The sequence below is a fragment of the Cryptosporangium arvum DSM 44712 genome (assembly GCF_000585375.1).
Classification (GTDB): Bacteria; Actinomycetota; Actinomycetes; order Mycobacteriales; family Cryptosporangiaceae; genus Cryptosporangium; species Cryptosporangium arvum.
This window is the reverse complement of sequence record NZ_KK073874.1, coordinates 7,081,557-7,102,703: the sequence shown is the minus strand read 5'-3', so window position 1 is coordinate 7,102,703 and position 21,147 is coordinate 7,081,557. Positions and strand designations below refer to the sequence as shown.

At 71.5% G+C, this 21,147-nt stretch carries 18 protein-coding genes; 15 read left to right on the top strand and 3 right to left on the bottom strand.

Translation table 11 applies throughout. The annotated features are described in order from the left end of the window. On the bottom strand, positions 1-723 hold the full coding sequence (locus CRYAR_RS32465) for an ABC transporter ATP-binding protein (protein WP_035857037.1): 723 nt from the start codon (positions 721-723) through the stop codon (positions 1-3). Between the two features lie 79 nt (positions 724-802). Between CRYAR_RS32465 and CRYAR_RS32460 the strand changes: the two genes are divergently transcribed. Further along, positions 803-1,174, top strand: coding sequence for a MerR family transcriptional regulator (locus tag CRYAR_RS32460; protein ID WP_035857036.1), 372 nt, complete (start codon positions 803-805; stop codon positions 1,172-1,174). Beyond that, positions 1,171-1,527, top strand: coding sequence for a phosphoribosyl-AMP cyclohydrolase (gene hisI, locus CRYAR_RS32455; RefSeq protein ID WP_035857035.1), 357 nt, complete (start codon positions 1,171-1,173; stop codon positions 1,525-1,527). Before CRYAR_RS32460 ends, hisI begins: the two co-directional genes overlap by 4 nt. On the opposite strand, the gene CRYAR_RS32450 is transcribed toward hisI, so the two are convergent. After that, entirely contained in the window at positions 1,504-2,703 is a 1,200-nt protein-coding gene (locus tag CRYAR_RS32450) for a PP2C family protein-serine/threonine phosphatase (protein ID WP_051571239.1), read from the bottom strand. The genes hisI and CRYAR_RS32450 overlap by 24 nt on opposite strands. 52 nt (positions 2,704-2,755) lie before the next feature. On the opposite strand from CRYAR_RS32450, the gene CRYAR_RS32445 reads away from it, so the two are divergent. The 10 genes from CRYAR_RS32445 to CRYAR_RS43935 all read left to right on the top strand — a co-directional run bounded on the left by CRYAR_RS32445 (position 2,756) and on the right by CRYAR_RS43935 (position 17,387). Further along, positions 2,756-4,270 (top strand): anthranilate synthase component I, encoded by a 1,515-nt coding sequence (locus CRYAR_RS32445; RefSeq protein WP_035857034.1) that lies wholly within the window; start codon positions 2,756-2,758, stop codon positions 4,268-4,270. Further along, positions 4,267-4,833 carry a Trp biosynthesis-associated membrane protein gene (locus CRYAR_RS32440; RefSeq protein ID WP_035857033.1) on the top strand — a complete coding sequence of 189 codons (567 nt, stop codon included), beginning with the start codon at positions 4,267-4,269 and terminating at the stop codon, positions 4,831-4,833. Before CRYAR_RS32445 ends, CRYAR_RS32440 begins: the two co-directional genes overlap by 4 nt. 146 nt (positions 4,834-4,979) lie before the next feature. Further along, entirely contained in the window at positions 4,980-5,792 is an 813-nt protein-coding gene (gene trpC, locus CRYAR_RS32435) for an indole-3-glycerol phosphate synthase TrpC (protein WP_035857032.1), read from the top strand. 107 nt (positions 5,793-5,899) lie between these two features. After that, the gene (trpB, locus tag CRYAR_RS32430; protein ID WP_035857031.1) at positions 5,900-7,120 is read left to right on the top strand and encodes a tryptophan synthase subunit beta; all 1,221 of its coding nucleotides are present in this window, start codon (positions 5,900-5,902) and stop codon (positions 7,118-7,120) included. Continuing rightward, positions 7,117-7,944 (top strand): tryptophan synthase subunit alpha, encoded by an 828-nt coding sequence (trpA, locus tag CRYAR_RS32425; RefSeq protein WP_051571238.1) that lies wholly within the window; start codon positions 7,117-7,119, stop codon positions 7,942-7,944. The genes trpB and trpA overlap by 4 nt, the downstream gene beginning before the upstream one ends. 88 nt (positions 7,945-8,032) lie before the next feature. Then, positions 8,033-8,614: a VanZ family protein gene (locus CRYAR_RS32420; RefSeq protein WP_169745114.1), complete on the top strand. Its 582-nt coding sequence runs from the start codon at positions 8,033-8,035 to the stop codon at positions 8,612-8,614. A gap of 17 nt (positions 8,615-8,631) precedes the next feature. Next, complete coding sequence (gene lgt, locus CRYAR_RS32415; protein ID WP_084701240.1) at positions 8,632-9,624, top strand: prolipoprotein diacylglyceryl transferase; 993 nt, start codon at positions 8,632-8,634, stop codon at positions 9,622-9,624. A gap of 322 nt (positions 9,625-9,946) precedes the next feature. Then, positions 9,947-14,509: a glutamate synthase large subunit gene (gene gltB, locus CRYAR_RS32410; RefSeq protein WP_035857030.1), complete on the top strand. Its 4,563-nt coding sequence runs from the start codon at positions 9,947-9,949 to the stop codon at positions 14,507-14,509. Continuing rightward, complete coding sequence (locus CRYAR_RS32405; RefSeq protein ID WP_035857029.1) at positions 14,502-15,956, top strand: glutamate synthase subunit beta; 1,455 nt, start codon at positions 14,502-14,504, stop codon at positions 15,954-15,956. The genes gltB and CRYAR_RS32405 overlap by 8 nt, the downstream gene beginning before the upstream one ends. A 48-nt stretch (positions 15,957-16,004) precedes the next feature. Beyond that, the gene (locus CRYAR_RS43935) at positions 16,005-17,387 is read left to right on the top strand and encodes a sensor histidine kinase (protein WP_051571235.1); all 1,383 of its coding nucleotides are present in this window, start codon (positions 16,005-16,007) and stop codon (positions 17,385-17,387) included. A 9-nt stretch (positions 17,388-17,396) separates the two neighbouring features. On the opposite strand, the gene CRYAR_RS32395 is transcribed toward CRYAR_RS43935, so the two are convergent. Beyond that, the gene (locus CRYAR_RS32395) at positions 17,397-17,651 is read right to left on the bottom strand and encodes a hypothetical protein (RefSeq protein WP_157018256.1); all 255 of its coding nucleotides are present in this window, start codon (positions 17,649-17,651) and stop codon (positions 17,397-17,399) included. A gap of 234 nt (positions 17,652-17,885) precedes the next feature. On the opposite strand from CRYAR_RS32395, the gene CRYAR_RS32390 reads away from it, so the two are divergent. The 3 genes from CRYAR_RS32390 to CRYAR_RS32380 all read left to right on the top strand — a co-directional run bounded on the left by CRYAR_RS32390 (position 17,886) and on the right by CRYAR_RS32380 (position 20,924). Next, positions 17,886-18,542, top strand: a complete 657-nt coding sequence (locus CRYAR_RS32390; protein ID WP_035857028.1) for a response regulator — start codon at positions 17,886-17,888, stop codon at positions 18,540-18,542. Between the two features lie 100 nt (positions 18,543-18,642). After that, entirely contained in the window at positions 18,643-19,749 is a 1,107-nt protein-coding gene (locus CRYAR_RS32385) for an alpha/beta hydrolase (RefSeq protein ID WP_035857027.1), read from the top strand. Then, positions 19,746-20,924: an acyltransferase family protein gene (locus CRYAR_RS32380; RefSeq protein ID WP_035857026.1), complete on the top strand. Its 1,179-nt coding sequence runs from the start codon at positions 19,746-19,748 to the stop codon at positions 20,922-20,924. Before CRYAR_RS32385 ends, CRYAR_RS32380 begins: the two co-directional genes overlap by 4 nt. Positions 20,925-21,147 lie beyond the last annotated feature (223 nt).

Sequence of the window (21,147 nt, the reverse complement as noted above, 5' to 3'; positions counted from 1 at the left end):
TCAGGCCACCTCCATCGACGCGGAGCGGATCAGGCGGAGGAACGCTTCCTCGAGGTCGTCGGTGCCGGTCTCGGCGCGGAGCGCGTCCGGGGTGTCGTCGGCGACGAGACGGCCCTCACGCATCAGCAGCAGCCGGTCGCACCGGCCGGCCTCGTCCATCACGTGGCTGGAGACGACGAGCGCGGTACCGGCCGCGGCCAGCTCGTGGAACTGCTGCCAGAGCTCGTGGCGCAACACCGGGTCGAGACCGACGGTCGGCTCGTCGAGCACCAGGACCTCGGGCCGGCCCACCAGCGCGCACGCGAGCGAGGCCCGGGTGCGCTGACCGCCGGAGAGCGCGCCGACCAGCTGACCGGCGTGGCTCTCCAGCCCGACGTTCCGGACCGCGCGGTCGGCCTCGGCCACCGGGACGCCGAGGACGGTGGCGAAGTAGCGGGCGTTCTCCCGCACCGTGAGGTCGGTGTAGACGGAGGGCGCCTGGGTGACGTAGCCGACCCGGCGGCGGAGGGAGGCGCTGCCGGCCGGCTCGCCCAGCACCGTGACCGTGCCCGACCGGACTTTCTGGACGCCCACCAGGCACCGCATGAGCGTGGTCTTGCCGCAGCCGCTCGGGCCGAGCAGGCCCACGACCGAGCCGGGCGCGGCCCGGAAACCGATTCCGTGCAGCACCCGCCGCTTCCCGCGGTCGACGACCAGATCGTCGACCACTATTGCCGGTTCCATGGCTCCTCCTGAAGTCATCAGCTGTTGAATTCAACGGTAGTGGAAATCCGTGGCTCGCGGAAGAGGGAGACTTGATCGCATGACGCCAGGGCTCACGGTCGCGGACACCGCCGACAAGACCGGGCTGACCGCCCACACCCTCCGGTACTACGAGCGCGTCGGGCTGATCTGGGGCGTGGAGCGGGACGCCGCCGGGCACCGGCGCTACACGTCCGGTCAGGTCGACTGGCTGGTACTGCTGACGCGGCTGCGGGCGACCGGGATGCCGATCGCAGGGATGCTGCGCTACGCGGAGCTGGTGAAGTCCGGTCGCGCCGACGCCGAGCGGCTGGACCTGCTGCGCGACCACCGGGTCGCGCTCGCCGCCCGGGTGGCCGAGCTCACCGCCGACCTCGCGGTCATCGACGACAAGATCGCCGTCTACGAGCAGCGACTTAAGATCGAACCGTGACCGCTCTCGATCCGGCAATCGCCGCCCAGCTCAAACGTGACGACTCCGGCCTGGTCACCGCGGTGGTCCAGCAGCACGACACCGGCGAGGTGCTGATGGTCGGCTGGATGGACGACGAGGCGCTGCACCGCACGCTCACCACCGGCCGGGCGACCTACTGGTCGCGCAGCCGGAAGGAGTACTGGGTCAAGGGCGAGACGTCCGGTCACCGCCAGTGGGTCAAGGCCGTGGCCCTGGACTGCGACGGCGACACGCTGCTCGTCACCGTCGATCAGGAAGGCGCGGCCTGCCACACCGGCGACCGGACGTGTTTCGACGCCACGAAGCTGCTAACCGCCCCACTCGACGAGTAGCACGGTCGCGTCGTCCTGGAGGTGGCCGTGCTGGTGATCGAGGATCGACCGGATCAGCCGGCGCAGCGCCTCGGTCGCCGGTAGCGCGTCGGCCTCCCGCTTGATCACGAAGTCAACCAGGCGGTCCAGCCCGAACTCGTTGCCGTCGGCGTCGCGGGCCTCGGTGACCCCGTCGGTGTAGAACAGCAGCCGGTCGCCCGGTTCGAGCTGGACGGAGCCCAGCTCGGTCGGGCGGCGCAACCCGATCCCCATCGGAAGGCCGGGTTTGAGCCAGAGCGTCTTCACCCATTTGCCGTCCCGGATCAGCACGGGCGGCGGGTGCCCCCGCAGCACCCATTCGAGTTTCCCGGACCCGGCGTCGAAGTGCGCGAGGACGCCGGTGACCAGCTCCGGCGGCCCGAACCGGGCGGCGACCTTCTCGTCGATCGCGTCCCCGAGCTCACGCAGGCCGAGGCTCTGGCGGCGGCCCTGCCGGTACGCCGCCGCGGCCAGGCCGACGACCACGGCCGAGTTCAGGTCGTGCCCGGCCGCGTCGAACAACGCCAGGTGCACGCCGTCGTCGATGACGCCGTAGTCGAACGTGTCGCCGGCCACCTTGTACGCCGGCTCGAGCGCACCGGCGACCACGATCCGGTCGGTCGCGAACGTCAGCGGCGGCAGCAGCCCCCACTGCATCTCGGCCGAGAGCGTCATGTCGTTGTGCCGGGTGAGCCCCACGAGCGTGTCGCTGTAGGCCCGCTTCGTCACGACCAGGAGCCCGACCAGCGAGGCGAGCCGGCGGGCCCGTCGCTTGATCACCGGGTCGACGTGGTCGCGGTCGCGTCCCTCGACCGTCAGCCGCAACACGCCGAGCCGCTCGGCGCCTTCCAGCAGCGGGAGCCACACGTGGGTCCGGTCGCCCCCGGCCGGCACGTACTGGACCCCGGTCCGGCGGAACACCCGGCCGACCGACGTGGTGTCGATCGGGATCCGTTCGACCGGCCGCACCGGCGTCCCCACCCGGCCACGCGGCACCCGCACCAGGTTCACCTGCTGCAGATCGGCCAGGTAGAGCTGCGGATCGTGCAGCCCGACCGGGGTGGCGTGAGTGGCCACCAGATCGATCAGATCCTCGGGATGGCAGCGATGGGAACCGTGCAGCAGACCGTCGAACATTTCCTCACCGAGGTCGCCCATGCCCCTGGGTTACCCGGCTGCCGCGAATTCTCCCGTCGGCCACAATGGGTTCGTGACTACTGGCACCGACGGCACGTTCAGCCCCGACCGCGACGAGTTCGCCCGCCTGGTCCGCGACCGGCGGGTCGTCCCGGTGACCCGACGTCTGCTCGCCGACGGCGAGACCCCCGTCGGGCTCTACCGCAAGCTGGCCGGAGGACCGGGCACGTTCCTGCTCGAGTCGGCCGAGCACGGCGGCGTCTGGTCGCGCTACTCGTTCGTCGGCGTGCGCAGCGTGGCCACCCTGACCAGCCGGGACGGTTCCGCCCACTGGCTGGGCGACCCGCCGCCGGGAGTGCCCGTCTCCGGGGATCCGCTGGCCGTGCTCGGCGAGGTCGTCTCGGCGTTGGAGTCGCCGGTGCTGCCCGGGCTGCCCACGCTCACCGGGGGGATGGTCGGTTACCTGGCGTACGACATCGTCCGCCGGATCGAGAAACTGCCGAGCAACGGTATCGACGACCTGGAGCTGCCCGAACTGGGCATGATGCTCGCCACCGACCTGGCCGTGCTCGACCACACCGACGGCTCGCTGCTGCTGATCGCCAACGCGATCGTGCCCGCCGGTGCGTCGCCGGAAGCGGTCTCGGAGGCCTACTACCGGGCGGTCGGCCGGCTGGAGTCGATGACCACCGCGCTGTCCCGGCCGACACCGCCCGGTGTCGCGACGATGACCCGGCTCGGCCCGGGCTCGTTCCGCAGCCGGACGCCGGAGGGCGAGTTCCCGAAGGCCGTGGAGGTCGCCAAGGAGGCGATCCGGGCCGGCGAGTGCTTCCAGATCGTGCCGAGCCAGCGGTTCGAGGTGGCCACCGAGGCCGACCCGCTCGACGTCTACCGGGTGCTGCGCACGACGAACCCGAGCCCGTACATGTACCTGCTGCGCTTCGACGGGTTCGACATCGTCGGGTCGTCGCCGGAGGCGCACGTCAAGGTCACCGACGGCCGGGCGCTGCTGCACCCGATCGCCGGGACGCGCTGGAGGGGTGCCACACCCGAGGAGGACGTGCGGCTGGCCGCCGAGCTGATCGCCGACCCGAAGGAGCGCGCCGAGCACGTGATGCTCGTCGACCTGGGGCGCAACGACCTCGGGCGGGTGTGCGAGCCCGGCACCGTCGACGTCGTCGACTTCATGGAGATCGAGCGGTACTCGCACGTGATGCACATCGTGTCGACGGTGGTCGGTGAGATCACCGCCGGGCGCTCGGCGTTCGACGTGCTGACCGCGACGTTCCCGGCCGGGACGCTCACCGGAGCGCCGAAGGTGCGGGCGATGGAGATCATCGACGCGCTGGAGCCGACGCGGCGCGGGCTCTACGGCGGCACCGTGGGGTACCTGGACTTCGCCGGCAACCTCGACATGGCGATCGCGATCCGCACCGCGCTGATGCGTGCCGGTACGGCCTACGTGCAGGCCGGTGGCGGGGTCGTGGCCGACTCCGATCCGCTCGCGGAGGAGCGCGAGTCGCAGAACAAGGCTGCCGCGGTGCTGTCGGCGATCGCCACCGCCGAGACGCTCCGGGCCGCCCGATGACCGAGCCCGACCCGCGGTCGGAGGGGGCCCGTCCGGGTGGGGCCCAGCGGCGGGGGCTCGCGGTCGCGGTGGTCGCCGCGGTGATCGGAGGCGCGGTCGCGTACTTCGCCACCGGGCGGGTGTGGGAGTCGACCACCGTCGCGCGCGCCGCTCCGCTGCTGCCCGAGACCGTGCGGACGACCGGCAGCGACCTGGTGCCGTGGGCGTCGGCTGCGGCGCTGGTCGGGATCGCGGGTGGGCTGGCGCTGCTGGCCACCCGCGGCCGGGGGCGGGCGGCGGTTGCGGTCCTGGTGGCGCTGGCCGGTGCCGGTGCGGTCGCGGGCGGGGTCCGCGGGCTCGTCGGCGACTCGACGGTCGGCTGGCCGCTGCTGAGCGTCGCCGGGGGTGTGCTGGTGCTGGGTGCCGGTGCCCTGGCGCTCGCCCGTGGGCGTCGGTGGGCCGCGATGGGCGCCCGCTACGACGCGCCGGCGACCCGGGCGAAGGCCCACGCCACCACCGGCCCCGACGCGCCCCCCACCGCGCTCTGGGACGCCCTGGACCGGGGCGACGACCCAACCCGCTGAGGTGCCGGCCCGGGGGCGGCGAAAACCTCGAAATTGGGGGGTTTGTACGGCGGTGAGCCGTGTAGAGGGCACCCGGAGTCACCCCGGATCCATCCGGTCTGGCACTCTCGTTACGATTCCGCCATGGCACCACGGGATGGAGCCGCATGACGAGCGCGCTTGACGAGATTCTGGTCGGCGTCCGAGCCGACCTTGCTGACCGCGAGAGCCGCGTACCGTTCGAACGGGTCAAGGAACTCGCCGCGGCCGCGAAGCCGGCACGCGATGCCTGGGCTGCGCTGCGCGCGCCAGGCGTCGGCGTGATCGCCGAGGTGAAGCGTGCTTCGCCTTCACGCGGAACGATCGCCGACATTCCTGACCCGGCCGCGCTGGCCGGCGACTACGAGGCCGGCGGCGCCCGCTGCATCAGCGTCCTCACCGAGCGGCACCGCTTCGGCGGTTCGCTGGAGGACCTGGACGCGGTCCGCGCGAAGGTCGACGTACCGGTGCTGCGCAAAGACTTCATCGTCTCGACGTACCAGGTCCACGAGGCACGCGCCCACGGCGCCGATCTCGTGCTGCTGATCGTCGCGGCGCTGGAGCAGAACCGCCTCACCGGCCTGCTGGAGCGCGTCGAGTCGCTCGGGATGACCGCGCTCGTCGAGGTCCACACCGAGGAGGAGGCCAGCCGCGCGCTGGAGGCCGGCGCCCGGGTGATCGGTGTCAACGCGCGTGACCTCAAGACACTCGAGGTCGACCGGTCGGTGTTCGAGCGCATCGCGCCGGGGCTGCCGTCGCAGATCGTGAAGATCGCCGAGTCCGGCGTCCGCGGTCCGCACGACCTGATCTCCTACGCCGCGGCCGGTGCCGACGCGGTGCTGGTGGGCGAGGGCCTGGTCACCGACCGCAGCCCCCGCCAGGCGGTCGCCGATCTGGTGACCGCGGGCTCGCACCCGGCCACGCCGCGGAGCCCGCGCTAACCATGGCGACCACGTACCGCACCGGGGACGACAGGGCTCGTCCCGACGGGAGACGATGGCGTCGCGGCTGAGTTCATAGCCCACGCCGTTCTCCCGTAAGGATCCTCATGACCGTAATGCCCGACAAAACTGGACACTTTGGTCGTTTCGGTGGTCGTTTCGTCCCGGAAGCCCTGATTGCGGCTCTCGACGAACTCGATGCCGAATACACCAGGGCGCAGGCCGACCCGGCCTTCCGGGCCGAGCTCAAGCACCTGCTCGACGACTACGCCGGCCGCCCGAGCCGTCTCTACGACGCGACCCGCTTCTCCGAAGCGGCCGGTGCACGCATCCTGCTCAAGCGCGAAGACCTGAACCACACCGGCGCCCACAAGGTGAACAACGTTCTCGGTCAGGCGTTGCTCACCCGCCGGATGGGCAAGAAGCGCATCATCGCCGAGACCGGCGCCGGCCAGCACGGCGTCGCGTCGGCCACCGCGGCCGCGCTGTTCGGCCTCGAGTGCACCGTCTACATGGGTGAGGTCGACACCGAGCGCCAGGCGCTCAACGTCGCCCGCATGGAGTTGCTCGGCTCGACCGTGGTCCCGGTCAAGTCCGGCAGCCGCACGCTCAAGGACGCGATGAACGAGGCGTTCCGCGACTGGGTCACCAACGTCGACACCACGCACTACCTGATCGGTTCGGTCGGCGGCCCGCACCCGTTCCCGCTGATCGTGCGCGACTTCCAGAAGATCATCGGCGAGGAGGCCCGCGAGCAGACGCTGGCCCTCACCGGCCAGTTGCCCACCGCCGTCTGCGCGTGCGTCGGCGGCGGCTCGAACGCCATCGGCATCTTCCACGCTTTCCTCGACGACGCCGACGTGCGGCTCTTCGGCTTCGAGGCCGGGGGCGACGGTGTCGACACCGGTCTGCACGCCGCCGCGATCACCGGCGGCTCGCCGGGCGTCCTGCACGGGGCGCGGTCGTTCGTGCTGCAGAACGAGGACGGCCAGACGATCGAGTCGCACTCGATCTCGGCCGGCTTGGACTACCCGGGCGTCGGGCCGGAACACGCGCACCTGCACGACATCGGCCGGGTCGACTACCGGCCGGCCACCGACGCCGAGGCGATGGAGGCGTTCCGCCTGCTCTGCCGCACCGAGGGCATCATTCCGGCGATCGAGAGCGCCCACGCGCTGGCCGGCGCGCTGCGGGTCGCGAAGGAACTCGGCCCCGACGCCACGATCCTGGTGAACCTCTCCGGGCGCGGCGACAAGGACGTGGCCACGGCGGGCCGGTGGTTCGGTCTGCTCGACGAGCGCGACCTCGAGGCGAGTGAGGGCCGATGAGCCGCGTGCGCGAAGAGCAGACAGCGCAGACGAGCGTCTCCGCGGTGTTCTCCACGGCGAAGGCCGAGAACCGCGGTGTGCTCGTCGGCTACCTGCCGGTCGGGTTCCCCGACGTGCCCGGCTCCCTGGACGCGATGAAGGCCATGGTCGACGCCGGGGTCGACGTCGTCGAGGTCGGCGTGCCGTACTCCGACCCGGTGATGGACGGGCCGACGATCCAGGCCGCGGCCGAGCAGGCGCTGCGGGGCGGCGTCCGGGTGAAGGACGTGTTCAAGGCCGTCGAGGCGGTCGCGTCCGCCGGCGCCCCGGCGCTGGTGATGACGTACTGGAACCCGGTGGAGAAGTACGGCGTCGAGCGGTTCGCCGCCGATCTGTCGTCGGCCGGGGGAGCGGGGCTGATCACCCCCGACCTCATTCCCGACGAGGCCGAGCCGTGGCTGGCGGCGTCCGAGCAGCACGGGCTCGACCGCGTGTTCCTGGTGGCGCCGTCGTCGACGGCGGCGCGGATCGCGTCGACGGTCGCGGTGTGCCGCGGGTTCGTCTACGCCACCGCGGTGATGGGGGTGACCGGCGCGCGTGAGTCCACCAGCGCGGCGGCCCAGCCTCTGGTCGAGCGGGTGCGTTCGGCCACCGACCTGCCCGTCGGTATCGGCCTCGGGGTCTCCACCGGCGCCCAGGCCGCCGAGGTGGCCGGGTACGCCGACGGGGTGATCGTGGGGTCGGCCCTGGTGCGCTGCCTGCTCGACGCGTCCGATCGCGCCGCGGGTCTGCGCGCGATCTCGGAGCTCTCGGCCGATCTGGCCGCCGGGGTCCGGCGCCGCTGACGCCCGTCGAGGCGTGCACGGTCCGGTCGGATCGTGCACGCCGGCGGGGGCAGGGTTGAAGTCGTGGTCCACGGGGGACTGGCACCTCGTGACCGTGAACGTTGAGCCCACAGCGCCCAGGGCCATTGACCGACTGCGCACGAAGATCACCCGCAAGCCCCGCTCGGCGCAGGCCGCGCCGGAGCCGGCCGCGGAGCCGGCTCCGAAGCCGCTCAAGGGCAAGTACCGCCGCCCCTGGCTGCGGATCGGGCCGCTGCTGCTCCTGCTGGTGTACCTCGCCATCCTGGCCGCGATCACGCTCGGCCCGGGCGACCCCGAGGCCGCCGCCGGTGCGGGCGCGAGCGACAACTACACGCCGTTCGCCGAGATCAACCGCTCGCTGGCCGACGGTTCGCTGCGCTCGCTCGCGCAGGTCGTCGGCAACGCGTTGTTGTTCGTGCCGTTCGGCATCCTGGTGCCGCATTCGTTCCCCCGGCTGAGCATCGTCACCGCGGTGCTGGCGGCGGCCACGGCGTCGGCCGTCGTCGAGCTGGTGCAGCTCACCCACATCGCGGGCCGGATGTTCGACATCGACGACGTCATCCTCAACGTGTCCGGTGCGCTGTTCGGCGGATTGCTGGTGGCCACTTGGCGCGGTGTTGCCGCCCTGGTACGTCTCGTGCGGCGCTGACGGTCTAGCGTGGAGGCGTGACCGCCCTCGCCTCGCTCCCGAGCCCGACGACAAGCGTGTGGCACCTCGGACCGATCCCGCTCCGGGCGTACGCGCTGTGCATCCTGGCCGGGGTGCTGGTCGCGGTGTGGGTGTCCGATCGCCGGCTGCGGGCCCGGGGCGGCCCGCCCGGCATGATCGTCGACATCGCGGTCTGGGCGGTGCCGTTCGGCATCATCGGCGCGCGGGTCTACCACGTCATCACGTCGCCGGATCACTACTTCGGCGCCAACGGCCAGCCGCTCGACGCGTTCAAGATCTGGGAGGGCGGCCTCGGCGTCTGGGGTTCGATCGCCGGGGGCGCGCTCGGAGCGTGGATCGCGTGCCGCCGGTCGGGGCTCCCGCTGATGGTCCTCGGTGACGTCGTCGCACCCGGCCTCGTCCTGGCGCAGGGCGTCGGGCGCTGGGGCAACTGGTTCAACAACGAGCTCTTCGGCCGCGAGACCTCGCTGCCGTGGGGCCTCGAGGTCCACCGGATGGGCGCCGACGGCCGGGCCGTCGACGTGGAGCCGGGCCTCTACCACCCCACGTTCCTCTACGAGTCGCTCTGGTGCATCGGGGTCGCGGTGCTGCTGATCGTCGCCGAGCGCCGGTGGCGGCTCGGCGGCGGGCGCGTCTTCGCGCTCTACGTCATGGGTTACACCGCCGGCCGCGGGTGGATCGAGCACCTGCGCATCGACGAGGCGCACCACGTGCTCGGGCTGCGGCTCAACGAGTGGACCGCGCTCGTCTGCTTCATCGGTGGCCTGATCTGGTTCCTCGCGCGCCGCGGAATCGCACCCGCCCGGCTCGAGTACACCGACGACGGCCGGATCGTCGTTCTCGACCCGGACGCGCAACCGGCCACCGAGGTCGACGACGACGAGGAGCCGGTGGCCGCGGAGCCGGCCACCGACGAGGAAGACCCCGAACAGCCGGGGCTGGCGTCGGCCGGGAAAACCGAAACCGAGGCGAAACCCGAGCGGGACTGACGGCCTCACACCCGCGGACCGGTGTCAATGCGACCCGCGTCGGGCATAGTAGAAGGATCGCGTCTTCCGGCCGGCCCAACAGCGTCTCTACCGGGAACTACACGACGCTGACACGACCCGGGAGCACGAAGAACTGGAGCGAGCGTTACCGCACGGTGTCCACGCCACGCCGGTGACGTTGCTCACTTCAGCACTTGTTACCGGCGGGTCGCCACATGTGTAACCTCTAGGAAACTTGGGCCGACGTCGTCCCGCATCGACCTCGCCCGTCGATCACGCACCCAGCGGATCTCAGCGGGCTGACGACGGAAGGAGCCCGCGCGTGACTTTTTCTGCGCTCCCCCCGGCTCAGGGACTGTATGATCCCGCGAACGAACACGACGCCTGCGGGGTCGCGTTCGTGGTCGATGCCCAGGGCCGTCGTTCTCATCGCATCGTCGAACAGGGCATCACCGCGCTGGCGAACCTCGATCACCGGGGTGCCGCGGGCGCCGAGGCCAACTCCGGTGACGGGGCCGGCCTCCTGCTGCAGATTCCGGACGCGTTCCTGCGCGAGGTCGTCGACTTCGCGCTCCCCGAGGCCGGCGCGTACGTCGTCGGCAACACCTTCCTTCCCGCCGACGCCGACGCGCGTGCCCGCGCGATCGAGCTGATCGAGCGCATCGCGGTCGACGAGGGTGCGAAGCCGCTGGGCTGGCGCACCGTTCCGACCGACAACGACGGAGCCGACATCGGGCCCACCGCCCGCGCCGTCGAGCCTCACGTCGCCCAGTTCTTCTTCTCCGACAGCGTGGTCGGCGAAGAAGCCCGAACCGGTCTGGCCCTCGACCGGGTCGCGTTCGTCGTCCGCAAGCGGGTGGAACACGAGTCCCGCGCGGCCGGCGTCGAGGTGTACTTCCCCTCGCTGTCCGCCCGCACGATCGTGTACAAGGGCATGCTGACCACGAGCCAGCTGCCGCTGTTCTTCCCCGACCTGCTCGACCCGCGGGTCGAGAGCGCGATCGCGCTGGTTCACTCCCGGTTCTCCACGAACACGTTCCCGTCCTGGCCGCTCGCCCACCCGTACCGGTTCATAGCCCACAACGGTGAGATCAACACCGTCCGGGGCAACCGGAACTGGATGCGTGCCCGCGAGGCGCTGCTGCGCTCCCCGCAGACCACCGAGCTCTTCGGTGGCGACATCGAGCGGGTCTTCCCGATCTGCACGCCCGGCGCGAGCGACTCGGCGACGTTCGACGAGGTGCTGGAGCTGCTCCACCTCGGTGGGCGGTCGCTGCCGCACGCGGTGCTGATGATGATCCCGGAGGCCTGGGAGAACAACGCCGCGATGGACCCGAAGCGGCGGGCGTTCTACCAGTTCCACTCCACGATGATGGAGGCCTGGGACGGCCCGGCCGCGGTCTGTTTCACCGACGGTTCGCTGATCGGCGCCGTGCTCGACCGCAACGGTCTGCGCCCTGCCCGCTGGTGGAAGACGAAGGACGACCTGGTCGTCCTCGCGAGCGAAGCCGGTGTCCTCGACATCGACCCCGCCGACGTCGTGGCCAAGGGTCGTCTGCAGCCCGGACGCATGTTCCTCGTCGACACCGACGCCGGCCGCATCGTGGCCGACGACGAGATCAAGGCCGAACTCGCCAACGCCGAGCCGTACACCGAGTGGCTGCACGCCGGTCTGATGAACCTGTCGGACCTCCCTGATCGTGAGCACGTCACCTACGGCCACGAGTCCGTTCAGCGCCGTCAGCAGACCTTCGGCTACACCGAAGAGGACCTGAGGGTTCTGATCACGCCGCTGGCGCGAACCGCCGGTGAGGGCCTCGGCTCGATGGGCACCGACACCCCGATCGCGGTGCTGAGCAACCGCTCCCGGCTGGTGTTCGACTACTTCAGCCAGCTGTTCGCGCAGGTCACGAACCCGCCGCTGGATGCGATCCGGGAAGAGATCGTCACCGCGGTCAGCAACGCGATCGGCCCCGAGCAGAACCTGCTCGAGCCCGGCCCGGCCTCGTGCCGCCTGATCACGCTGCCGTTCCCGGTCATCGACAACGACGAGCTCGCGAAGATCGTCCACATCAACGAGGACGGCGACAAGTCCGGCTTCCAGGCCGTCACCGTCTCCGGTCTGTACCGGGTGAAGGACGGCGCCGCGGGCATGAAGGCCCGCCTGGACCAGATCTGCCAGCACGTCTCCGAGGCGATCGAGGACGGCGCGCGGCTGATCGTGCTGTCCGACCGCGATTCCACCCGCGACCTGGCGCCGATCCCGTCGCTGCTGCTCACCGCGGCCGTGCACCACCACCTGGTGCGCGAGCGGACGCGGACCCAGGTCGGCCTGATCGCCGAGTCCGGCGACGCCCGCGAGGTGCACCACGTCGCGCTGCTGCTCGGCTTCGGCGCGTCCGCGGTGAACCCGTACCTGGCGTTCGAGTCGATCGAGGACATGGTCTCGACCGGCGAGCTGGCCGGGCTCGACCCGCAGAAGGCGATCCGCAACTACGTCAAGGGTCTCGGCAAGGGCCTGCTCAAGGTCATGTCGAAAATGGGCGTCTCCACCGTGGCGTCCTACGCCGGCGCGCAGATCTTCGAGGCGATCGGCCTCTCGCAGGAGCTCGTCGACAAGTACTTCACCGGCACGACGTCGACGCTCGGCGGTATCGGGCTCGACACGATCGCGGTCGAGGTCGAGACGCGGCACGAGCGGGCCTGGCCGACGAACTCGACCGAGCTGGCCTACCGTCGGCTCGAGGTCGGCGGCGAGTACCAGTGGCGTCGCGAGGGCGAGGTGCACCTCTTCAACCCGGAGACGGTGTTCCTGCTGCAGCACGCGACCCGGTCGCGGCAGTACGAGGTGTTCAAGAAGTACACGTCCTCGGTCGACGAGCTCGCGGCCAAGTCGGGCACGCTCCGGGGCCTGTTCAAGCTGAAGACCGGTGAGCGTCCCCCGGTGCCGATCGACGAGGTCGAGCCGGTCTCCGAGATCGTGAAGCGGTTCAGCACCGGTGCGATGAGCTACGGCTCGATCTCGATGGAGGCGCACCAGACCCTCGCGATCGCGATGAACCAGCTCGGCGGGAAGTCCAACACCGGCGAGGGCGGCGAGGACCCGGAGCGTCTCTACGACCCGACCCGGCGCAGCGCGATCAAGCAGGTCGCGAGCGGCCGGTTCGGCGTCACCAGCGAATACCTGGTCAACGCCGACGACATCCAGATCAAGATGGCCCAGGGCGCGAAGCCCGGTGAGGGTGGTCAGCTGCCCGGCCACAAGGTCTACCCGTGGATCGCCAAGACCCGGCACTCAACGCCGGGCGTCGGGTTGATCTCGCCGCCGCCGCACCACGACATCTACTCGATCGAGGACCTCGCCCAGCTCATCCACGACCTGAAGAACGCGAACGACGCCGCGCGGGTTCACGTCAAGCTGGTCGCCGAGATCGGGGTGGGCACGGTCGCGGCCGGTGTCTCCAAGGCCCACGCCGACGTCGTCCTCATCTCCGGCCACGACGGCGGAACCGGTGCCGCGCCGCTGACCTCGCTCAAGCACGCGGGTGCGCCGTGGGAGCTCGGCCTGGCCGAGACCCAGCAGACGCTGCTGCTCAACAACCTGCGCGACCGCATCGTCGTGCAGGTCGACGGCCAGCTCAAGACCGGTCGGGACGTGGTCATCGGTGCCCTGCTCGGCGCCGAGGAGTTCGGGTTCGCGACCGCTCCGCTGGTGGTCAGCGGCTGCATCATGATGCGCGTCTGCCACCTCGACACCTGCCCGGTGGGCGTGGCGACGCAGAACCCGGTGCTGCGTGAGAAGTTCAGCGGCAAGCCGGAGTTCGTCGTCACGTTCTTCGAGTACATCGCCGAAGAGGTCCGGCAGTACCTGGCCGAGCTGGGCTTCCGCTCGATCGACGAGGCCGTCGGCCACGCCGAGCTGCTCGACGTCGCCGGGGCGGTCGACCACTGGAAGGCCGACGGGCTCGACCTGTCGCCGATCTTCGCGGTGCCTTCGCTGCCGGAAGGCGCGTCGCTCAAGCAGACCGTGCAGCAGGACCACGGCCTCGACCGGGCGCTGGACAACACACTGATCCAGCTCTGCGAAGGCGCGCTGCTCGACGGTTCGCCGGTGAAGTTCGAGATCCCGGTGCGCAACGTCAACCGGACGGTCGGCACGATGCTCGGCTCGATGGTGACGCGTCGCTACGGCGGCGAAGGGCTGCCCGACGGCACGATCGACCTGACGTTCACCGGCTCGGCCGGCCAGTCGTTCGGCGCGTTCGTGCCCCGCGGCATCACGCTGCGGCTGCTCGGCGACGCCAACGACTACGTCGGCAAGGGTCTCTCCGGTGGGCGGATCGTCGTGCGCCCGGCGGCCGCGGCGACGTTCCTGCCGCAGGAGAACGTCATCGCCGGCAACACGATCCTGTACGGCGCCACGGCCGGTGAGGTCTTCCTCCGGGGCCGGGTGGGCGAGCGGTTCTGCGTCCGCAACTCCGGCGCGACCGCGGTCGTCGAGGGCGTCGGTGACCACGGGTGCGAGTACATGACCGGTGGCACGGTCGTCGTGCTCGGCCCGACCGGCCGTAACTTCGCCGCCGGCATGTCCGGCGGCACCGCGTACGTGCTCGACCTCGACCCGGTGCTCGTCAACACCGAGATGGTCGATCTGGAAGAGCTCTCGACCGACGACGCCGCGACGCTGCGCGCGCTGATCGGACGGCACCTGGACGAGACCGGCTCGACGGTGGCCGAGGGGCTGCTGTCCGACTGGAGCCGGCACGTCCGGTCGTTCACGAAGATCATGCCCCGCGACTACAAGCGGGTCCTGGAAGCGACTCGTCAGGCGCAGGCCGCTGGCCGTCCGGTGGACGAGGCGATCATGGAGGCGGCTCGTGGCTGATCCACAGGGTTTCTTGAAGAACGGGCGGGAGCTGCCCGTCCGGCGTCCGGTCGACATCCGGATCACCGACTGGCGCGAGGTCTACGAGGAGTTCCCGGAGAAGAACCTGCGGACGCAGGCCTCCCGGTGCATGGACTGCGGCATCCCGTTCTGCCACAACGGCTGCCCCCTCGGCAACCTCATCCCGGAGTGGAACGACCTGGCCCGCACCGGGCAGTGGTCGCTCGCGATCGACCGCCTGCACGCGACGAACAACTTCCCGGAGTTCACCGGGAAGCTCTGCCCGGCGCCCTGCGAGGCGGCCTGCGTGCTCGGCATCGCCGACGACCCGGTCACGATCAAGCAGATCGAGGTCGAGACGATCCTGCGCGCGTTCGACGACGGCCTGGTGAAGCCGCAGCTGCCGGAGAAGCTCTCCGGCAAGAAGGTCGCGGTGATCGGGTCCGGGCCGGCCGGTCTCGCGGCCGCCCAGCAGCTGACGCGGGCCGGGCACGAGGTGACCGTGTACGAGCGGGCCGACAAGATCGGTGGCCTGCTCCGCTACGGGATCCCCGAGTTCAAGATGGAGAAGTCGCACATCGACCGTCGCCTCGCCCAGATGGAGGCGGAAGGCACGAAGTTCGTCACCGGGGTCACGGTCGGCTCCGACCTGCCCGTGTCGGAGCTCGACGCCGATGCGATCGTGCTGGCCACCGGCTCCACCGTGCCGCGTGACCTGCCCGCGCCCGGCCGGGAGCTGAACGGCATCCACGCCGCGATGGAGTACCTGGTGCCCGCCAACAAGGCGGCTCTCGGGGACCCGGACCCGGACGGACACATCGACGTCCGCGGCAAGCACGTCGTGATCATCGGTGGCGGCGACACCGGCGCGGACTGCCTGGGCACCGCCCACCGGCAGGGCGCGAAGAGCGTCACGCAGCTGGAGATCATGCCGCAGCCGCCGGAGGCACGCGCCGGGCACATGCCCTGGCCGACCTACCCGATGCTGTACCGGGTCACCTCGGCGCACGAGGAGGGCGGCGAGCGGGTCTACGCCGTCAACACCGAGAAGTTCGTGGGTGACGACGCCGGCAACGTCCGGGCGATCGTCCTGCACGAGGTCGTCTCCGAGGGCGGGAAGTTCGTGCCGGTCGAGGGCACGTCGCGGGAGATCCCGGCGGAGGCGATCTTCCTCGCGATGGGCTTCGTCGGGGTGGAGAAGGGCCCGCTCTACGACGAGCTCGGCGTCGAGATCGACGAGCGGGGCCGGGTCGTGCGCGACGCGACCTGGAAGACGGCCGCCGACAACGTCTTCGTCACCGGAGACGCGGGCCGCGGCCAGTCGCTGATCGTCTGGGCGATCGCCGAGGGCCGGGCCACCGCGGCCGCGGTCGACAAGCACCTGGCCGGCTCGACGTTCCTGCCGTCCCCGATCCTCCCGACGACGATGGCCCTCACCGCACGCTAGCTCTGTGGGGTGACGCCCCACCCGCGTTCACGCCGTAATCTCGGGCCCATGAGAACGGTCGCGTCCTACTTCCTCGGACTGTGGGACGCGGCCGTCCGCGCGCCGATCAAGCCCGAGCAGGGGCGTCCGTGGCTGCCCCGGCGCGGGTGGCGGCGGTGGGTGCTCGGGGTGGCCTCGGTGCTCGTCGGCGGCGGTCTCACCGGCGGCACGATCGCCGAACTGGTGCTGACGCTGCGGGTGCCGAGCGTGCTGGCCGCCTTCCTGGGGCTCGGCCTGGCGTTGCCGCTCGTCGTCGCGCCGGCCCGGCCGCTGCTGGCCTGGCGCGTCATGATCGTCTTCTTCCTCGTTACGCCGCTCGCGGTCACGTTCGGCCCGCGCGAGGGCGTGGTGTGGCCGTGGCCGGTCACCGCGTGCGTCGCGATGCTGCTGACGCTCGTTCTGATCGGGGCGTCCCATCCGCGCCGGATCTGGTTCGGGGTCGGCGTCCTGAGCTCGGTCGCGGTGTTCGGGTTCGGGGCGATGGCCGGCATGCCGTTCTGGATCGGTGACATCCTCGCGGCGGCCGCGTTCGCCGGGCTGCTGTTCGGCGACGCGGTCGGCAGCCGCCGCAGCATCCAGGCCCGCCTCGACGAGCAGCGTGCCCTCCGCAAACGGGACCTGGCCCGCCAGGCGGTGCTCGAGGAACGCGGCCGGATCGCCCGCGAACTGCACGACGTGGTCGCGCACCACATGACGATGATCGCGATCCAGTCCGAGGCGGCGCCGCTGAAGGTGCCCGACCTCCCGCCCGCGGCGGCCGAGATCTTCGCCCAGCTCAACAAGGCCGCGCGGGAGGCGCTCACCGAGACCCGCACGGTCGTGGGCCTGCTGCGGTCGGAGGAGGAGGCCGCCGAGCGGGCTCCTGCGCCCGGCCTGGAGCTCCTCGAGGACCTGGTGGAGCACGCCCGGTCCGGCGGTCTCCGGGTGAAGCCCGCGGTCGTCGGCGTGCCCCGCCCGCTGTCCGCGGCCGTCGACGTCTCCGCCTACCGCATCCTGCAGGAGGCGCTCAGCAACGCCACGCGCTACGCGCCCGGCAGCGAGGTGGGGGTCGAGGTCCGGTACGGGCCCGAGGCCCTGCACCTGTCGGTCACCAACTCCGCCGCCGACGTCGATCAGCGCGCCGCCGTAGGAGCGGGTGGCGTCCCCGCACCGTCCGACGGGTCCCGCGAGCTCGGAGCACGCCGGGGCGCGGCGGCGGCCGAAGCCGCGGAGCGGGCGTCGCTCGGGGGCGGGCACGGGCTGGTGGGGATCCGGGAGCGCACGGCGATGCTCGGCGGGGAAATGTCCGCCGGGCCTCGCCCGGGTGGGGGCTGGGCGGTGACCGCGGTACTGCCGACCGCGGAATCCCCGCGCCCGGGAGCGGGGCTTCCGGGCGCGGGCATTCCGGCCTGACCGAACGGATCAGGCGGACTTGCGCGGGCGCTTCTTCGTGGCCTTCTTCTGTTCGGCGGCGGCGGCTTCGAGCGCGTCGCAGAAATCGTTCACCGACTGACGCAGAAGACGGGCCTTGCGCAGCATGTTCTTGCGATCGGGCTCGGGGGTGTTCGAGTAGACGTCGAAGTCGAGTCGCGCCGAACGGGAACAATCCGCGAGCTGGAACTGAGCGAGAAGGTCGAGACCCTGGTCGTCCGGCTGCAGTTTGATCTCCGACAGCACGTACGCCGTGCTGTGGAAGCCCGGACGGTTCAACCAGAGCCGTCGGTAGAAGACACGGTTACGGGAAAGCCGTGGCATGGGGGTGCTCCAAGCGAGGAGATGGGCCGGGGCTCGCCTGGAAGGGCTAGCGAACCCCGCAGGGCAACAGCCCGCCGCGGGGCCGTCGGGCCCTCTCTCCTTCGGTCAGCACGTCCTCCAATCTACGGCCGGGTGGCAACCCAATAAGGTGCGTCCATGACGATCCGGGTGGTGGTCGCCGACGACCAGGTGATGATTCGGGACGGTCTGGCGACGCTGCTGACCGCCGCGGGCGACGTCGAGGTGGTGGGACAGGCCGGCAACGGCCGCGAGGCGGTGGAGCTGGCGCGCAGCCTCACGCCCGACGTCATCGTGATGGACGTGCGGATGCCGGTGCTCGACGGCATCGCCGCGACCGCCGAGATCCTGGGGGAGACGCCGGAGGACGACGCCCCGAAGATCCTCGTGCTGACGACGTTCGACCTCGACGAGTACGTGTACGACGCGCTCTCCGCCGGAGCGAGCGGCTTCCTGCTCAAGGACGCGCCGGGCGCGGACCTGCTCAACGCGGTGCGTGTCGTCGCGCGGGGTGACGCACTGCTCGCCCCGTCGGTCACGCGGCGCCTTATCGGTGACTTCGCCCGCCGCCGGAAGCGTGATCTGCCTGGTGGGGCCGTCACCGAGCTGACGCCGCGCGAGCGCGAGGTGCTCGGGTTGATCGCCCGCGGGCTCTCCAACGCCGAGATCGCCGCCGAGCTCTTCCTCGCCGAGCAGACGATCAAGACGCACGTCGGACACATCCTGACCAAGCTCAACCTCCGCGACCGCACGCAGGCGGTCGTATTCGCCTACCAGCGCGGGCTGGTGGGGTAGGGGTACTAAGGGTCGATCGCGGGACCGATACCTGAGAGGGAGTCAGGCTGGACTCCGCAGCGTGACGATTCAGGACGCGGAAATTTCTAGCGTCTGAGGCATGAAGGCCAGCCTCGTTCTCCTCCTCAGTGGATTGCTCCTTGTCGGCTCGATCGCCGCCACCGGGTGGTGGGCGACCGGCAACCCCTCCTCACGTCCCCAGGCTCCCCTCGGTGCGGAGGCGTGGACCAGCGTCGTCACGACGATCGCCCCCGGGCTCGACCGCGCGGACGTGCCCGACCCGGCCACCGCGTCCCCCTCCGAGGTGGCGGCGTTCGCCGACCGGCTGACCCCGCGCCAACGCGACGACCTGGTGCGGCTCGCGCCGGCCACGATCGGCAACCTCGACGGCATTCCGCTCACGATGCGTTACGCCGCCAACGAGTCCATGGTGACCGCGGCCCCCACCCCGGCGGTGGAGCAGGTGCTCGCGGTGAACGCGGTCGCCGGTCTCCGGCCGACCGAGCGGACGCGGCCCGGACGCACGCTGGCCTACGACCCGCGCGGCGACGGGCGGGTCGTGCAGGTCGTCGGCGACCTGGAGCGGGCGAAGCACATCGCGGTCCTCGTGCCCGGCAGCAGCTGGCGGCTGGACAACGTGCTGCGCTGGCCCTCCGCTCACCGGGTGTCCCCGCTGGCCAACGCGGTCGTCTTACAGCGCGCGCTCGGCGAGGACGCGGCGATCGTGGTCTGGCTCGGCTACGACGCTCCGGAGCGGGTGGACCTGGCCGCGATCGGATCGGCCAGGGCGATCGCCGGCGCCGGTGCCCTGCGACGGTTCCTGCACAGCCTGCCGGCCGTGCACGTCAGCCTGCTCTGCCACAGCTACGGCACGGTGGTCTGCGGCCGCGCGCTCCCCGGTTCGCCGGTCGACGAGGTGGTCGCGCTCGGCTCGCCGGGCATGGACGTCGGCACGGCGTCCGACCTGCGCACCACCGCCCGCGTCTGGGCCGCACGCACCGCCGACGACCCGATCCGCATCACCCCGGCGGTCCGCGTGCTCGGGCTGGGGCACGGCACGTCACCGGTCGACCCGGAATTCGGCGCGCGGGTGTTCCGTACCGGCACGGCCGTCGGCCACGACCAGTACTACGCCGAAGGCACCGAGTCGCTGGCGAACATCACCCGGATCGTGCTCGGACACGCGGCGGAGGTGACGCTGCGATGACTCAGAACTCGTTCGTGACGCGCATCGAAGCCGCTACTCCGGCGAACCGGGACCGGGCGCTCGACGGTCTGCGTGCTCTGGCCGTGGTCGGCGTCGTCGTCGGTCACTTCCTGGTCATGGCGCTGGTGCCGGACGCCTCGGGAGCGCTGCGGGTACGCAGCCCGCTCACCGCGCTGCCGGACTTCGCGCCGCTGAGCTGGGTGCTCCAGCTGCTGGCGCTGTTCTTCCTGGTCGGTGGGTACTCGGCGGCGCGGGGCCTGGAGGGCCGCGCGTACGGCCCCTGGATCCGCCGCCGGCTGGTCCGGCTGACCCGGCCGGTGATCGCGGTGACCGCGGTGCTGGCCTGCGCGTTCCCGCTACTGGCGCTGGCCGGGGTGCCGGCCGGGACGCTGCGCACCACGACCGCGCTCGTCATCCAGCCGCTGTGGTTCATCGCGGTGTACGGGGTGGTGACCGCGCTGACGCCGCTGGTGGTCGCGGCGGTGCGCCGGATGGGGGCCTGGGCCGCGTTGCCGCTGGTGGTGACCGTCGCGGTCGTCGACGCCCTGCGCTACGGGGTGGACGGCGTCCCGGGCTGGATCGGGTTGCTCAACGTGCTGCCGGGCTGGGCGTTCGCGTACGTGCTCGGCGTCGCCTGGGCCCGGGGGCGGCTGTCGCGGCGGGCGTCGGCGGCGCTCGCGGGCGTCGGCGTGGTCCTGCTGGTGGCGCTGGTGCTGTGGTTCGGTTACCCGGCGAGCGTGGTCGGCGTTCCCGGCGCCGGACGGGTGAACTCGCACCCGCCGTCCCTGCTGGTCGTGGCGCTGGCGATGGCGCAGTGCGGGCTGGCCGTACTGCTGCGCGACCGGCTGGCGGCGTTCCTGCGGTCACCGCGGCGATGGGCGGCGGTGGCGATGCTGAACCTGGTCGCGCTCACCGTGTTCTGCTGGCACCAGCTCGCGCTCGTCGTGTTGACGCTGGTCACGGCCGATCTGCCCGGGCTCCACGAGCTGCCGGACGGTCTCGGCTGGGCGGGCTGGCGCCTGCTGTGGCTCCCGGTGCACTGCGTGGTGCTGGCCGGGCTGGTGTGGGCCACCCGCCGTTTCGAGGCCGAGTGGACGGGTGTCCTGCGCCGGATCGGGCCGGTGGCGGTGGCGCTCTCGGCCGGCTTCGGCGCCTACGCGATCCACGTGCTCTGACCGCTCCCGCGGCCCCGCCCGCTTCGCAGCCTCGGCCGGTTCGTGCGGGGCTGGTTCGTGCGGGGCCGGTTTGTGCGGGGCTGGTTTGTGCGGGGCCGGGTTCGTGCGGGGCCGGGTTCGTGCGGGGCTGGGTTCGTGCGGGGCCGGGTTCGTGCGGGGCCGGGTTCGTGCGGGACCGCCTCGTGCGGGCCGGTTCGTGCGGGCCGCTCTGGGCGGGCCGCGC